Annotated in this window: 14 protein-coding genes; 10 read left to right on the top strand and 4 right to left on the bottom strand. The window is 32.0% G+C overall.

Annotation, left to right across the window (positions count from 1 at the left end):
• The first annotated feature begins 33 nt into the window (after positions 1–33).
• The 7 genes from rpsF to DZ65_RS0102060 all read left to right on the top strand — a co-directional run bounded on the left by rpsF (position 34) and on the right by DZ65_RS0102060 (position 7,321).
• Positions 34–369, top strand: coding sequence for a 30S ribosomal protein S6 (gene rpsF, locus DZ65_RS0102090; RefSeq protein WP_024787038.1), 336 nt, complete (start codon positions 34–36; stop codon positions 367–369).
• Positions 359–823 carry a single-stranded DNA-binding protein gene (gene ssb / locus DZ65_RS0102085; protein WP_024787037.1) on the top strand — a complete coding sequence of 155 codons (465 nt, stop codon included), beginning with the start codon at positions 359–361 and terminating at the stop codon, positions 821–823. The genes rpsF and ssb overlap by 11 nt, the downstream gene beginning before the upstream one ends.
• A gap of 10 nt (positions 824–833) precedes the next feature.
• Entirely contained in the window at positions 834–1,118 is a 285-nt protein-coding gene (rpsR, locus tag DZ65_RS0102080; protein WP_024787036.1) for a 30S ribosomal protein S18, read from the top strand.
• Positions 1,119–1,142: 24 nt separating this feature from the next.
• Positions 1,143–2,126, top strand: coding sequence for an alanine racemase (locus tag DZ65_RS0102075; RefSeq protein WP_024787035.1), 984 nt, complete (start codon positions 1,143–1,145; stop codon positions 2,124–2,126).
• A 40-nt stretch (positions 2,127–2,166) separates the two neighbouring features.
• Positions 2,167–3,510 carry an exodeoxyribonuclease VII large subunit gene (xseA, locus tag DZ65_RS0102070; protein WP_024789264.1) on the top strand — a complete coding sequence of 448 codons (1,344 nt, stop codon included), beginning with the start codon at positions 2,167–2,169 and terminating at the stop codon, positions 3,508–3,510.
• 105 nt (positions 3,511–3,615) lie between these two features.
• Positions 3,616–5,379 carry a hypothetical protein gene (locus DZ65_RS0102065; protein WP_024789263.1) on the top strand — a complete coding sequence of 588 codons (1,764 nt, stop codon included), beginning with the start codon at positions 3,616–3,618 and terminating at the stop codon, positions 5,377–5,379.
• Entirely contained in the window at positions 5,369–7,321 is a 1,953-nt protein-coding gene (locus DZ65_RS0102060) for a molybdopterin oxidoreductase family protein (protein ID WP_024789262.1), read from the top strand. Before DZ65_RS0102065 ends, DZ65_RS0102060 begins: the two co-directional genes overlap by 11 nt.
• Positions 7,322–7,360: 39 nt before the next feature.
• On the opposite strand, the gene DZ65_RS0102055 is transcribed toward DZ65_RS0102060, so the two are convergent.
• The 4 genes from DZ65_RS0102055 to DZ65_RS09720 are packed head-to-tail and all read right to left on the bottom strand — an operon-like array spanning position 7,361 to position 10,379.
• Positions 7,361–8,158: an ABC transporter ATP-binding protein gene (locus tag DZ65_RS0102055; RefSeq protein ID WP_035003050.1), complete on the bottom strand. Its 798-nt coding sequence runs from the start codon at positions 8,156–8,158 to the stop codon at positions 7,361–7,363.
• Positions 8,158–8,973, bottom strand: coding sequence for a nitrate ABC transporter permease (gene ntrB, locus DZ65_RS0102050; RefSeq protein ID WP_024787031.1), 816 nt, complete (start codon positions 8,971–8,973; stop codon positions 8,158–8,160). Before ntrB ends, DZ65_RS0102055 begins: the two co-directional genes overlap by 1 nt.
• Before the next feature lie 9 nt (positions 8,974–8,982).
• A complete protein-coding gene (locus tag DZ65_RS10830; RefSeq protein WP_201767786.1) occupies positions 8,983–9,180 on the bottom strand; it encodes a hypothetical protein in 198 nt (65 codons plus the stop codon).
• A complete protein-coding gene (locus DZ65_RS09720) occupies positions 9,120–10,379 on the bottom strand; it encodes a CmpA/NrtA family ABC transporter substrate-binding protein (RefSeq protein WP_201767785.1) in 1,260 nt (419 codons plus the stop codon). Before DZ65_RS09720 ends, DZ65_RS10830 begins: the two co-directional genes overlap by 61 nt.
• Positions 10,380–10,544: 165 nt before the next feature.
• On the opposite strand from DZ65_RS09720, the gene cobA reads away from it, so the two are divergent.
• The 3 genes from cobA (at position 10,545) to DZ65_RS0102030 (ending at position 16,591) form a co-directional block, all read left to right on the top strand.
• Entirely contained in the window at positions 10,545–11,675 is a 1,131-nt protein-coding gene (cobA, locus tag DZ65_RS10530) for a uroporphyrinogen-III C-methyltransferase (RefSeq protein ID WP_024790636.1), read from the top strand.
• 84 nt (positions 11,676–11,759) lie between these two features.
• The gene (gene flgL, locus DZ65_RS0102035) at positions 11,760–14,348 is read left to right on the top strand and encodes a flagellar hook-associated protein FlgL (RefSeq protein ID WP_024791137.1); all 2,589 of its coding nucleotides are present in this window, start codon (positions 11,760–11,762) and stop codon (positions 14,346–14,348) included.
• A gap of 23 nt (positions 14,349–14,371) precedes the next feature.
• Positions 14,372–16,591 carry a DNA translocase FtsK gene (locus DZ65_RS0102030; protein WP_024790634.1) on the top strand — a complete coding sequence of 740 codons (2,220 nt, stop codon included), beginning with the start codon at positions 14,372–14,374 and terminating at the stop codon, positions 16,589–16,591.
• The last annotated feature ends 1 nt before the right edge of the window (position 16,592 follow it).

Below are 16,592 nucleotides of genomic sequence, written 5' to 3'. Positions count from 1 at the left end.
GCTAAGGGGCTAAATTAGCCAGAAGGAGAATTAATGCTCAGACATTATGAAACAATGTTTATTTTAAAACCGACATTAACGGACGAAGACAAGGAAAAAAACCTTCAAAATATTCAGGATGTAATTTCTAAAGAAGGTGGAGAAGTTGTTGCTATGGATAAAATAGGAATCAGACAGTTGGCATATCCTATTAAAAAGTTTGAAAGAGGAGATTATTATATAATTTATTACAAAGCTCCATCAGGCGCAATGCTTGAACTTGAAAGACAAATGAGATATAACGAAGATTTGTTAAGATTTATGACAGTTAAATATGAAAATAAAAAAGAAATAAAACGTTTCGAAGAAATGGCAAAAAATGTACAATAAAATTATCCTTGTAGGGAATTTGACAAGAGACGTTGAACTCAGATATTCCCCTGCAGGGACGGCAATAGCGAAATTCGGAATTGCAACAAACAGAACATATAAAGACAGTGTGAGCGGAGAAAACAAAAAAGAAGTTATGTTTATAGATGTCACTGTTTTTGGTAGAAGCGCGGAAATAGCCAATCAATATTTAAGAAAAGGCTCTAAAGTATTAGTTGAGGGAAGATTGGTATTAGACCAGTGGGTTGACAGCAGCGGACAAAAAAGAAGCAAACATTCTGTAGTTGCTGAAAAAATACAGTTTATGGAAACAAAAGCGGAAGCTGAGAGAAACAGAAATTATGAAAATTCTTATCAAGCTCCTCAGCCGCAAGCACCTAAAGAACATTCACAGCCTAAACAAAACAAAGATATACCGTCAATAGATATTGACGAAGACGAAATACCATTTTAAAGGATAGATAATGGCACAGGATCCAAAGAAAAAATACGGAAAAAAAAGATGTAAATATTGTGAAATGAAAGTAGATTATATCGGATACAAAGATATTGACTTAATTAAATATTCTTTGTCTGAAAGATATAAAATTATGCCAAGAAGATTAACAGGTACCTGTAAAAAACATCAGGATATGGTTCAAAAAGCCATTAAAAGAGCAAGACAAGTGGCGTTAATCCCTTATGTAGTTGACAGAAAAAGAGTTGTCGAAAATCCGTTTGAGGCCATCAAACCTCTTAAAGCCAAATAATTCCCCCTTTTTCGGGGCTTATTTATGGCTACAGTTTATTTAAACAAAAAAAATCTTTTTTTTAACCTCGATAAAATTTCAAAAATAAATCCTAATATACTTGCCGTAATTAAAGACAATGCTTACGGACACGGAATAATTACTTTTTCAAAAATGCTAAATGAATACGGTATTAAAAAAGTCTGTGTTAAAAACAATTCTGAAGCCGAAATGGTAAAAAGCTTTTTTGAAGAAGTAATTGTATTTTACCCCGGTACTAACAGAAATGCGAAAAATATTTCTTACGGAATTAATTCAGTAATTCAGCTTAAAAAAAACCGTCACCCTTATATTCATTTAAAAATTGATACAGGAATGCACAGAAACGGAATTTTAACGGATGAGTTAAATGAGGCTTTAAATATTATAAAAGAAAAAAATTTTGAATTAAGAGGCGTTTTTTCCCATTTTTGCTGTGCGGATGAAATTGGGAACGATACATTTATACAACTTAAGAGATTTGAAGAAATAAGAAAAAAAGTTATTAATTTTTGTGAAAAAAACAGTTTAAAAATACCGTATTTTCATTTAGCAAATTCAGCCGCTTTAGACAAACTGCCTTATACTTTTGATTATGTACGTCCCGGAATTGCAATGTACGGTGGAATTGAAGGGTTTAAACCAGTTATGAAATTAGTTGCAAAAACAATTTCAAAAAGAAAAATTTTTTCGCTTCAGGGTGTGGGATATAATAAAAAATTTATGAGTGATAAAAATATAACGGTTTCAACCGTTGATGTGGGATACGGTGACGGACTGCCTTGTTTCACAGAGGGGTGCAAATTAAAAAACACAAATGCACTTGGAAAAATTTCTATGGATTCCATGATAGTTGAAGGTGATTTTGACGAAGTGGTTGTGTTTGATGATGTGAAAGAGTTTGTTAAAAATTTTGACACTATAACTTATGATATTTTAGTGAAAATTTCCCCGAGAATAAAAAGAGAAGTTATAAATAGTGAGTTGTGAGTGGTGAGTAGTGAGTGGTGAGAAGAGTAAAAGGCAATAAATGAAAGCAATAAGTGTAACCCAGCTTAACAATCAGATAAAATCCGTTGTTGATTCTCATTTTGAAATAGTTTATGTCGAAGGGGAAGTGAGCAAAGCTGTTTATCATAATTCAGGGCATCTCTATTTTACACTAAAAGATGAAAATTCTTCTATAAACTGTGCAATGTGGAGAAGTAATCTTTCAAGAATGAAATTTAAACTCACTGAGGGTGAAAAAGTCCTGGTTTACGGAGCTGTAAATATTTATGTTCCCAGAGGGGAATACAAACTAATAGCTCAAAGTATTACCCCAAGCGGAATAGGGGCGCTGCAAAAAGCTTATGAACAGTTAAAAGAAGAATTAAAAAACCTCGGATATTTTGATGAAAAAAATAAAAAACCGCTTCCGAAATTTCCAAAAAGAATAGCAATTGTTACTTCAAGAACGGCGGCGGCTTTGCAGGATATGCTGAGGATTGCAAAAAAAAGATGGCTTTTAAGTGAATTTTATCTTTTTAATACTTTGGTTCAGGGGGATGGCGCCCCTGGCGATATTGCAATGAAAATAAAAATGGCGGATGAATATATTTTTGATGACGGAAAAGGTTTTGATTTAATAATACTCGGAAGAGGAGGCGGAAGCCGTGAAGATTTATGGGCTTTTAATGAAAGAATTGTGGCTGATGCGATATTTAAGGCAAAAACACCGGTAATTTCAGGGGTAGGACATGAGATTGATTATTTAATAAGTGATTTTGTGGCGGACAAAAGAGCCGCAACTCCTTCGAACGCCATGGAAATTGCACTTCCTGATAAAAATGAAATTTTACTTTCAATTGATGAAATGATGGAAAGTTTTAATTATAAAATAAATCAGATTCTGCAAAAAAAAGAAAAAATACTTATTCATACAAAAGAGCTTTTTATATCAAATTCACCTGTTAAAAAATTTGATATGAGGCTTGATGAAATAAGGGTTTTACAAAAAAATTTTTATATTTTAACGGATGGAATTTTAAGAAAAAAAGAGAATGATTTTATAAATCTTCAAAAAAGTATGATTCTTTCTTCTCCGCTTAGAAAAATAGAAGAATTTGAAAAAGAAATAAATTTGTTGAAAAATCAGTTAAAAAACAAAATGAATGAAATAATTTATTTTAAAGAAAAAGAATTAAACTCCGTTAAAAACGCATATGAAAGAATGAATCCGAAAAACAGAGAAAAAGAAGGTTTTGCACAGGTTAGGATAGGGGATAAAAAAGTTTCTTTAAACTGTATAAAAAAAGATGATGAATTTTATGTTGAAAATGCCACAACTTCAATTCTTTCAAAAGCGCTTAAGATAGTAAGCGGTGGGCAGTAAAACTGTATAAATAAAAAAATTTATTCATAAATGTATAAATTTTATTCAATAATATGATTATTAAATGGAACTATTTTTGATAAAATCTTTAAAAAAAGGAATAAAATGTTAAAGATTTTAGAAGAAGTTTCAAACAGACACAAAAAAATTAATAAAATTGAAAAAATAAAAGAAACCTCAACTCCTTTTGAAGCTCTTGAAAGACTGAAAAATAACAAATTATTACCGGAAGACAGAAATTTTTTTCTAAAATGTTTTGGGGCTTTTTATAAAAAAAATACAGATGATTATATGCTAAGAGTAAGAATCCAAGACGGAGAATTAACTCCGATAAAAGCTCTTAAAATTGGAGAAATTGCTAAAAAATACGGAAATAATTATATAGACCTTACTACAAGAGCCCAGCTTGAGCTTAGATATATTAAAGAAGAAAATCTTTATAAAGTATTGAATGAACTTGAAAGTGTGGGAGTAATAACCTATCAGACAGGAGTTGATAATTTCAGGGGTATTTTAACCGACCCAATGGCAGGAATTTCTAAAAGCTCGGTAATAGATGATAGGATTTTAAGAGAAAAATTAGAAGAAGAGTTTTTAAAAAAAGAAGTATGCACGCTTCCTAGAAAATTCAATATTGGTATTTGTGGAAATTTTAAGAACACTTCAAACGTATTTACCCAGGATTTGGGATTTGCACTTGCTAAAAGCGGAGGAAAATACGGATTTAGGGTTTTTATGGGCGGTAGAGTCGGTATGATGGGAATTGATTCTAAAATTTTTGTAGATATTAACGAGGCTGTTTTGTTATTTAGGGGAATTAAAGAAATTTATAAAAAATATGGATTTAGAGACAACAGAAATAAAAACCGCTTTGCATTTTTAATTAGAGAAGTCGGAATTGAAAATTTCATAAAAGCATTAGAAGAATATTTAGATTATAAATTTGTTAAGACAAGTGAGCTTTTAACAGATATTAAAATAAATTATTTCCTAAAAGAAGAACTTGTTTCAGGAAAATATGCATATAAATTTATAGTTCCTTCTGGAATTTTTAGCGGAAGTGATATGATTGAAGCAGCAAGAATTGCAAAAGGTGTCAGAGGTGTGATTAAATTAACATTTGACCAAAACTTTTATATTACTGAAGTATCCGGTATTGTTGAAAAAAGTTCATTATATAAAAAATATGCTCCAAATCCATATTTTAACAATCTCGTAGCATGTGCAGGTATAAAAACATGCTCTTTTGGGGTAATTGAAAATAAACACGATGCTATAAATTTGGCAAACAGGCTTAATGATTTAGTGCCGATTGATGGAATTGTTAAATTTCACTGGTCTGCATGTGTTAAAGGTTGCGGGATTCACGGGGTTGGAGATTTTGGATTTGTAGGCGCAAAAGTTAAAAAAGATTCCGGTATAGTCCCGGGTGTAGAAATTTATGTGGGAGGAAATTCTAAAAAAGAAGGCAAAAAAGTTTTAAAAGTTGCATTGGATGAACTTGAAAAATATATTATTCCTATGATGAAACTTTATAAAGGTAGTGAACTGCCTTATGAAGAGTGGTATAAAGAAACTAATATGAGCGAGTGGGCAGTAGGATTTATTATGAAATTCAATGCTAAACATTTTGAGTTTTTACCAACCCTGCCTCTCAAATCAAATAAAATTGAATATTTTGAAATAAAAGAAATTGGAGATAAGCTATTTTATCAAATAACAAAAACACACGCATTTGACAATCTATTCAATCCGCTACAAGTTAAAAGCTTAAAAGAATTTGGATATAAAGGCGGAATTTATGAAATTATTGATAATATGGTAAGCGGGAAATATCAGGTATGGAGTGAGGTGATAGATGAAATTTAAAAGTGTTTGCAGTTATTGTGGCGTTGGATGCGGATTTGAGATTAAAAACAGAATAAAACCTCTAAAAGATTATCCTGCAAATAGAGGGCTTATATGCAAAAAAGGAAGTCTTGAAGATAAAGTTGTAAATAATAGAATCTTAAAACCACTATTTCGTAAAAATAAAAATGAAGAGTTTAAAGAAATAAGCTATGAAGAAGCAATAAAAATCATTACAGATAAAATAAAAGCTTCAACTCCTGAGAAAATCGGATTTTATCTCTCAGGCCAGCTTTTAAATGAAGATTATTATATAGCAAACAAACTTGGTAAAGGATTTATAAATACAGCAAATGTTGATACTAATTCAAGAACATGTATGGCAAGCGCTGTTGTAGGATATAAAAAAACAATAGGAAGCGATTATGTGCCTTTAACTATGGAAGATGCTATTAATTCAGATTTATATATTGTAGCCGGAGGCAATATTGCAGAAGCGCATGTTGTATTTTTCAATAGAATTAAAAGAGCTAAAAAAAATGGATTAAAAGTAGTAGTAATTGATCCAAGATTTACAAAAACGGCAAAAATAGCTGATTTGTATATTGATATAAATGTGGGTGGGGATATTTATCTATTTTTAGCTCTTGCTAAAAAGTTTTTAGATGAAGGAATGGTTGATTTTGAGTTTTTAAAAGAAAAAGTTAATTTTAATGATGAATATTTTGAAGAACTAAAAAAAGTAGATATTGATAAATATTTAAAACTTGCCGGGGTTAGCAAAGATAAGTTTGAAAAATTAGCTGAGATGTGGAGAGAAAATGAAAATATTGTCGGAAGCTGGACAATGGGGCTTAATCAAAGCAGCGAGGGGGTTGAAAAAAATATTGCTTTTATAAATCTTTTTATATTAACAGGTAAAATGTTTAAAGATTTAAACGGTCCTTTATCTCTAACCGGTCAGCCTAATGCTATGGGAGGAAGAGAAGTCGGGGGACTTGCTACAACCTTAGCTGTTCATTTAGATTATACTCCTGAGAATGTAAAAAAAGTAGAAGAATTTTGGAAAACTGAAAATATTCCAAATAAACCTGGTCTAACTGCTGATGAAATGGTAAAAAAAGGCAAATTAAAAGTCTTAATTGTAGCTCATACAGACCCTGTGTATCACTTGCCAAATAGAAGCGAAACTGAGAAAGCTTTTAGTGAAATTGATTTAGTAGTTGAACTAAATGCATATAAAGGAAGTGAAACGAGCAAATTTGCTAATTTGATAATTCCGGTTGCTCCTTGGGGAGAAAAGGAAGGTACTCAGACTAATTTGGATAGATTAATTACTTTGCAAATGCCTTTTAGAAAAAAACAGACAAAACAGGACTGGGAAGTTTTTGCTAATATAGCAAAAGCTCTTGGATTTAGCGGATTTGATTTTAATTCAGGTAAAGAAGTGTTTAACGAGTATAAAGAGATGACAAGACTAAGCCCTGATATGAACGTTTATGAGTGTGATTATGAAAAATTAAAAGAAAAGCCTTTTAGATGGGGAGAAAATTTAAAAGAAGCTTTAACACCTAATAAAAAAGCAAATCTTTTATGGGTTGAAAAACAAAACAGAAGCTTAAAACCTGATAGTAAATATCCGTTTTTACTAATTACTACACGCCATGAAAACCACTGGCATAGTATGACAAAAACAGGACAGGTTATAAAAGATGAAGTTGAATTTGTAGAAATTAATGAAGAGGATATGAAAGATTTAGGAATTGCAGAAGGTGATTTAGTTAATATTGAATCTAAATTTGGAAAAGTTACATTGAAAGTCAAAAAAAGTAAAATAAAAAAAGGAGTTGTGGCAATTCTAATGCATTATAGAAAAGTTAATTTCCTAACTAACCCTATTTTAGATCCGGTCAGTAAAGAGCCGGACTACAACCATACTCCTGTAAATATAAGAAAAATTTAAATTTTTTAAGGAGGGCAAAAAGGAGGAATAGAATGGATATTATTCGTCTTCTTTTGCAAATTTTTGATATAAGAATTCGAGTATGGCTTCTCTGCATCTGATATATTCAGGGTCTTCCTGAAGAGCAACCCTGTCTCTTGGGCGAGGGAGATTTACTTCAAGGATTTCACCAATAGTGGCAGCAGGTCCGTTTGTCATCATAACAACCCTGTCACTTAAAAGTACAGCTTCATCAACATCGTGTGTAATGATAATAACTGTATTTTTAACGTTTTGCTGAATTCTCATTAAATGATCTTGTAAATTTGCTCTTGTTAATGAATCAAGTGCACCAAAAGGCTCATCCATAAGCAATACTTTCGGTCTTACTGCAATTGCTCTTGCAATACCGACCCTTTGTTTCATACCGCCTGAAATTTCATCGGGATATTTGTCTTTTGCCTGAGTTAAATGTACCATGTCAATAAATTTTTCCACTCTTTCTTTTAATTCATTTTTTGATAAATCAGGCATTACTTTTTTTACCGCCATTTCAATATTTTTATAAACACTAAGCCAAGGAAGAAGAGAATGGTTTTGAAAAACCACCGCCCTGTCAGGTCCCGGGCCTTTTATTTCTTTGTTTTCTAAAATTACATTACCTTTTGTCTGAGGCTCAAGCTGTGAAATTACATTAAGCAATGTTGATTTACCACAGCCGCTGTGCCCAATGATTGAGACTATTTCATTTTTTTTGATAGTTAAGTTTATATCAGTTATGGCCACATAATCTTCTTTTCCCGGAATAGGAAATCTTTTTTCAATATTTTCTAAAATTAAATAATTTTCAATACTCATTACGCTCTCCCTCTTTTTCTGTAATCAAAAAAGTCTGCTATTTTACCCATGATGGTATCTAATATCCATCCAACAATCCCAACTATGATAATTCCAATAATAATATGCGGATAATTTAGATTATTGTATTCATCCCAAATCCAAAAACCGATACCAGTTCCACCTGTTAGCATTTCGGCAGCGACAATTACAATCCATGCTATACCAAGGGATAGTCTCATTCCCGTAAAAATATAAGGTACCGATACAGGAAGCATAATTTTATACACCATTTCTATCGGTGAAAATTTAAGTACTCTTGCAACATTGATATAATCTTTATTTACACTCTGAACCCCCAAAACCGTATTGGAAATAATCGGCCATATTGATGTAATAAAAATTGTTGCAATTGCCGTTGGGTTAATTGCCTGAAAAATTAATAAAAACAGTGGAAGCCAGGCAAGCGGAGACACCGGCTTTAATATTTGAATATAAGGATTTAGGGCATAATAAAATTTTTTACTCATTCCAATCATAAAACCGATTGGAACACCTATTATTATCGCCAGGATAAATCCTCCAAACACTCTTTCCAAAGAGGCTAACACCTGCCAAAAAATACCCTTATCCTCATCAGAATTTATATAAAAAGGATCAGTTAAAACCCCTTTTACAACTTCTCCGTCAACATTTCCCCCAAATGCTGCAATCCAGACATCTTTTGGGCCCGGTAAATTCTCAATATTGGCTGAAAGGGCATCCCAAACCCCTATTATTGCAATAAATGTAAGTATTGGCAAAATTATTTTTACAACCCAATTCACTTTTTTCATCTAAAACCTTTATTTTTTTGTTACATATTTAGGGTCTGCACATCCGGCTACACCATATGGGCATTCATATTTTGGCTGAACTGTTTTAAGGCTTCCTTCCCAAGTATTTACTTTTTTAAGCTCATTTTCACTAACTGCCGGATGTTTTACTTTGAAGCTGTAAATATATTCAACAGCTTTGTTCGGGTCAAATACTTTTCCATCCATACCATAAATTTATTATATTTATCAATTCCGTCTACTTTCCATGGACTTGGTGGCAGTTTATAACCAACTTCTTTTGCAACTTCTGAGAACAGTTTCGGTTTATAAACTGATTCAATTACTTTTTTCATATCAACAGGTCTTTTTAACTGTCCCCATCTATACATTTGAGTTATAAACCACATTCCGTGTGAATAAAACGGATATGCGGCATAATAATTTGCAAATACGTTAAACATTGGATTTGGCTCTGACTTATGCCCGGCTACATATTGGAATGTTCCTGTCATTGATTTTTCAAGAACTTTTACAGGTGCATAAACATATTGTTTTTTACTTAAAATTTTTGCAGCTTCTTTTCTGTGTTTCCAACTTTCATCAAGCCACATTTGGGCTTCAATAATAGCTTTCATTACAGCTTTTGTAGTTTTTGGATATTTTTTTACAAAATCTGCTCTAGCTTGCAAAACTTTTTCAGGATTGTTATTCCAGATATCATAGTTTGTAACTAAGGCACTGCCTTTTCTTGCCATAACTATTCTTTCATTCCAAGGTTCACCAACACAATAACCTTGAATATTTCCTGCAATTAAGTTTTGAGGCATTGTTGGAGGCGGGAATGGTTTTAATTTTGTATCGCTGTCTGGGTCTATTCCGCTTGTTCCCATCCAGTATCTAATTTCATAATTATGAGTTGAGTATGGTCCTACCATACCAAATACAAGTGGTTTATAATTTTTCCCTTCTTTTTGTTTTAAGTAATCAATATATTTTTTAAGTGGTTCGCTTCCTACCGGTCTTTTATATTTATCAAGACCAAATTTAACCATTTCTTTTACCAGTTTATTACCAAAAGTAATAGCATTTCCATTATAATCTAAGCTTAAAAGTGCAACTAAATGGGCATGTCCCATAAGTCCAAGAGTTGCAGCAATTGGCATACCAGCAAGAGCATGTGAAAAATCATATTGTCCATTAATTACTTTTTGCTGAATTCCAGGCCATCCTGCGCCCTCTTTTACTAATTTAACTTTTAGTCCTTCTTTTTTAAAGAAACCTTTCTCTTTTGCAATTACAATTGGTGCACAGTCAGTTAGTGCAATAAATCCAATTGTTACTTTTTTCTTTTCCACATCTGCAAGCAGTGTTGAAGCGAATACCGACACCCCAAGTCCGATTGTTAATAATTTTTTAAGTTTCATAAAATCTCCTTTTAAATTTATACAGACGAATTTTAACAATAAAAAGATAAAAATAGTATTAATATATTGTATAAAAATTAATCAGTAAAATTAAAAAATTTATACATTTTATAAATAAACTTAAAAAAACATTCCGATATAATCCATTAAAATTAAAGGAAGAAAATGCTTATCAATTTAAAAATTAAAAAAGCTTTAATTATAGGTGCAGGAAAAGTTGCTAAACAAAAGGCTGATGTTTTAAATAAGTGTTACGTAGAGTTTGATGTAATAGCAAAAGAAAAAATAGATGAATTTAATTATCCTGTAAAAATAAAAGAATTTGAAATAAGCGATTTAAATAATTATGATATAGTTATTGATGCAACGGGTAATGAAGAAATAACTAAAAAATTAGTTAAAAATAAAAAATTTTTATTAAATGTGGTTGATAAGCCGAAATTTTGTGATTTTTATTTCGGAAGTATCGCTAAAAAGGATGATTTAGAAGTCTGTGTAAGTTCAAATGGCAAAAGTCCGAGACTGACTCAGGTAATAAGAGACAGGGTTGAGAGGATTTTACCCGATAGTTTTGAAATAGACAGAAGTAAAGATTATGAAACAATAAAAAACGAAACTTCAAAAGTATTTTTAATAGGATGCGGAAGCGGCGATACAGATTTACTGACCATCAGAGCCTATAACACTTTAAAAACACTTGATGTGGCTTTGTATGACCATTTAATAAATCCTGAAATTTTGGACTTACTGCCTAAAGCTTGCGAAAAAATCTATGTAGGAAAAATTAAAGGAAAACACTCAAGAAAACAAGAAGAAATAAACGAATTTATTTTAAAGTACGCTAAAAATGGAAAAATAGTAGGAAGATTAAAATCGGGTCATCCTTTTATTTACGGTAGAGGTGCTGAAGAATTAGAAGCAATTACTAAAGAAGGTATAAATGTTGAAGTGGTAGAGGGTCTGAGCAGTGCAATATCAGCTCCCACTTTTGCAGGAATTCCGCTAACAATCAGAGGAAAAAAAGATACTGTTTTAATAGTGTCAGCTCATTTAAGAGGAAAAAGAATAAATCTTGAGTGGATTGAGGAACTTAGAAAAGATAATTTAAGAATAGTGGTTTTAATGGGTCTAAGCCGTTCGAGACACATTCAAAAAAAAGCTCTTGAGATTGGAATAGACCCGTTAAAAAAAGTTGCAATAATAAATTCGCTTAAAAAACAGGTTGTAAAAACAACCCTTGAAAATCTTGTTAAAAAAGCAAAAGAAATAGAAAAACCGGCCGTTATTGTATTCTAAGGGTTTAAACTTACATCTTTTTTGCCGATATGGAATAAAGATTGCTTGATAATATAAAAAAAATGAGACCTTGGAAGGTTAAAAATGAGAGTTACCCAGTTTACAATGTATAATAATTTTTTAATTAATCAGCAAAGAACATTAAGTGAGCTTAATAAAACCACTACGGAATTATCAACCGGTAAAAAAATTCAAAATATGGATGACAATCCAACTGTTTTTGTAAATGATTTAAAATTTCAGGAGAGACTTAACACATTTACCCAGATTAAAAATTCCGCCAATTTTGCCAAGACATTTGCAAATGAAACAGACACTACAATGAACGATATTGTAACAACACTCGATTCGTTTAAAACAAAACTGTTAAATGCGGCAAACGATACAAATGACAAAACAAGCCGTGAAGCAATAGCAGATGAACTTGAAGGAGAGCTTAATCATTTAAAGGATTTGGCAAACACCTCAATTGACGGAAAATATATCTTCAGCGGCAGTATGTTTAATACAAAGCCTGTTAATGACGAATTAAAATATCAGGGAAACGGCGAAAGTGTGAAGGCATTTTTGGGTGCGGGCGTCGAGAGGGAGTATAATATTGACGGAAAGAGCCTGTTTTTAGGAAGGGATAATGATTATAATAAACATTTAAGCTTAAATATTCCCCAGTTTGACAAAATGAAAGCCAATCCCCAGTTTGTAGTAAGAGGAAGTGACGGAAAACTTTATATTGACAAACATATAAAAGAGCATAATCAAATACCCGATTCTGACAGTGTTGCCCAAAATATCCCCGTTAGTGCAGATAGCGAAATTAGAATGCTAAGCGGTGTAGAGGATAATTATGATTCGGCTACAAAAACATATTCTGACGGAACAAGTTATTTTTATATAAAAGGGAAAAATCCGCAGGGTGAAACGATAAATTCAAAAATTGCATTAAAAAACAGCGAAAAGGTTTCTACACTTTTGGAAAAAATAGGGGAACTTTACGGAAATACCCAAACTACTAAAAAAGTTGATGTAAGCATCAATAAAATGGGTGAAATTCAGATAAAAGACGTAAATAGCGGAAAATTAATTACGGATTTTTATATGGTTGCAAGCGACAGGGATGAAAATTCACTTGAAGATGTGGTTAAAAATGGGGATTATATTGTCGAATTTCAAAAAAGTAATTTTAATTCAATCAGAAATCTTGATACAATAAAAGCAAACAACGCTTATTTTGATAACAGAATTTTTAAATTTGGAAGTATTTTTAGATTGATTGATAATTCTAGAGACGCTTTACCTTCTGATTTAATTCAAAATATAATAGGCTCAAAAGCAATTAGAAGCGGTGATGGGTCTATTCAGACAATAGACCATTTGACATTAAGAGGGACAGATACAAACGGAAACAGTGTAAATGCTACTTTAAATATTACATCAACTACCACTATGCACGATTTAATAGACAAAATAAAAAGTAATTTTGGAGATGTTGACGTAAAAATAGAAAAAGGGGAATTGATAATAACAGATAATTCTTTAACAAATAAAAATGACACCTCCAAATTTTCTGTTTCAATAGAGGCAGATGACAGCAGCGGAAACAAACTTCAGGCATTCAGAAGTAAAGACGCAGTTAATTTTGATAAGTTATTTATGGGGAAAAACGGTAATTTAATAGAAGGTAATAAAACTCAAATTATAAAAGATTATAAAACATATATAAAAGACGGGGTTATTTATAAAATTGAAAATCCTGATGCCCAAGGAATTGCTACTGATGATACAAGTTTAACGGATGTTATGGGAACTGATGAAATGCCACAAACGCTTGAAATTAGGTTTAGAGATAAAAACGGAGATTTTAATACAGCAAAAATAGTTCTTCAAGACAGTGAAGACAGCGACGGGCATTTGAGTTATTTTGAAATAAACGGCAGTAAATACGATATTTTCGATTCCCAGGGCAATAAAACACCGGCACACGATATTATAACCACCTATTCACAAACCGACCCTAATAACTGTAAAATATGTCAAAAAGAAAAAAGAGTAAAAGGATTTACATTCAGACAGCTCGGTGATGTTATTTCAATGATTACAAGCGGAAATGTTCCGGCTAATAATGATGAAAGTGATTATTTCACTGCACTTGACAATGCAAAAAAAGAAGTCAAAAGCGGTATGGAAAACGGCCATTTTTATGTAAAGGATTTAAATAACAATCCTTCAAAAATTGATATTTCTATTTTTGATGAAAATAACAATGTTTCTTTTCAGGCCAATGACGCAATTACAATAGATAGCGCAAAAGTGGATTTTTTCGGTATGTTGCAAAATGCAATTAATGCCGTAAAAAACGGAACTAATTATCCGGACGGAAATTCGGATAATCCCAGAAATTTTGGAATTCAGGGTGCAATTGAAGAGATTGATCATTTGAGTGATCATGTAAGAAAGCTTCATGCAAAAATAGGTGCTGTAAGCAATGAATTTGATATGAGTATCGAAAGAGTCGATGCATTAACGATTCATACTAAAACGCTTCAATCAAAAAATATAGATACCGACATAGGCGAAGCTACAATGAGGCTAAATTCACTTAAAACTTCATATCAGGCACTGCTTGCCTCTATTGCAAAGGTTAATGATTTGACGCTACTTAATTATTTAAGGTAAAATTGCGTTTAAAAAGGCTGGTTTTGCGAAAAAGTTTATATTTATTGTTATTTGCGTTTTTTGTTTATTTTTTTCTTTCTACAATTTTTCCTTCTTTTTCATATGTAGGTAAATTCGGTTCGTTTCTTGGAAAAACCAATTTAGTGCTTTTTGGATATATAGCCTATATTTTTCCTCTTTTGTTAATTTATGTTTTATATGCTTTTTATAAAGAAAAGTTTGATTTTGATTTTTCTCTAAAAATTTTAGGAGGAATTTTTATTTTTTTTGCTTTACTTTTAATACAATATGAAATTTTTGATAAAGGGATAATTGCAAAACTGTTTATTTTTTCTTTGCAAAAATACATAGGGATATTTGGCATTTGGATTTTAATATTGGTAATGTTTGCCTGGGGAGTGTTTTTGATTTTTGAAGATAAAATATTAAACTTAATGGAAAATGATAAAAATAGTGAAAATGTGAAAATGAGTGCAAATGAGCAAAGCGAATCAAGCTCACCTGGCCGTTTGAAAAACGGCTATGGTGGAAAATGTATAATGGACAATGAAGAAGAAAATAGTAGCCAAGTTGCCAAGAAGCAAGAACCAAGTACCAAGGACCAAGTTTCAAGTGAAGAAATTGAAAATGAGATAAAAATTGAGAATGGGCTTTTGGATGAAGAAAATGATTTTGAAGAGGAAAAAGAGATAATTGAAAATGAAGCAAGTAGTAGCCAAGAAGCCAAGAAGCCAAGTGAAGAGATTGAAAGTAAAAAAGAAAATGAAAAAGAGAAAAATGTAACTAAAGTTGAAGTTTTAGAAGATACCAAAAAATTGCTCTCCCAGATTGAAACGGGTAAAAGGGATTTGCCTAAAAACTGGAAATTTCCTCCAATGGATTTTTTGGCAAAACCTAAAAATGAGAAAAAAGTAATAAACGAAGCAGAAATTGATAAAAAAATTAAAATATTGATTGAAAAGCTTAAACAGTTTAAAATAGAAGGCGATGTTGTAAGATATTATGTCGGACCTGTGGTTACCACATTTGAATTTAAGCCTCTTCCGCATATAAAAGTAAGTAAAATTTTGGCTTTGCAGGATGATTTGGCTATGGCGCTTAAAGCCCAGTCAATCAGGATTCAGGCTCCAATTCCCGGGAAAGATGTGGTGGGGATTGAAATACCAAATGATAAAATGCAGACAATTTATTTAAGGGAAATTCTTGAAAGTTCTATATTTAAAAGGGCAAAATCCCCTCTGACCATAGCTTTGGGCAAGGATATAGTAGGGGAACCTTTTGTAACCGATTTAAAAAGACTTCCGCATTTATTGATAGCAGGAACGACCGGCAGCGGTAAAAGTGTGGGAATTAACGCTATGATTTTATCCCTTTTATACAGAAACTCTCCCGATGAGCTTAAATTTGTAATGATTGACCCGAAAATGCTTGAATTTTCCATTTATAACGATATTCCGCATTTACTGACGCCTGTAATTACGGAATCTAAAAAAGCTATAGTGGCTCTTAACGCTATGGTGAAGGAAATGGAAAGACGCTATAAGCTGATGGCTAAAATGAGGGTTAAAAATATTGAGGGGTTTAATCAAAAAGTAAAAGAAAAACTGCCGTATATTGTTATAATTATAGATGAATTAGCCGATTTAATGATGACAAGCGGAAAAGATGTGGAATATTCCATTGCCAGACTCGCACAAATGGCAAGGGCGAGCGGAATACATTTGATAGTTGCTACCCAGCGCCCGAGTGTAGATGTTGTAACAGGGCTTATTAAAGCAAATTTGCCAAGCAGAATCAGCTTTAAAGTAGGGCAGAAAATTGACAGCAAGGTTATTCTTGACCAATTTGGCGCTGAAAGTTTATTAGGGCGTGGGGATATGCTTTTTACGCCTCCGGGAATTACAGGCTTAATAAGACTTCATGCCCCTTTTGCCAGTGAAGAGGAAATTGAAAAAGTTGTGGAATTCTTAAAAAAACAAAGAGAGCCTGAATATGACGTAAGCTTTTTGAATACCCTTGACGAAGAGAGTGAAATGCTTGAAAATATCGATGATCTGGATGAATTATTTGATGAAGCGAAAGAAATAGTATTAAAAGAAAAAAGAACAAGCATAAGTTATCTTCAAAGAAGACTAAATATTGGGTATAATAGAGCAGCTAATTTAATTGAACAGATGGAAAAAATGGGGATACTCTCCAAACCTAACAGTAAAGGACAAAGAGAAATTTTAAAAGGGAGATAAT

Origin of the sequence: Lebetimonas sp. JS032, from assembly GCF_000523315.1 — a bacterium.
GTDB lineage: Bacteria > Campylobacterota > Campylobacteria > Campylobacterales > Nautiliaceae > Lebetimonas.
Note: the sequence above shows the minus strand (reverse complement) of the source record. Positions and strands in the feature narration are given on the sequence as shown.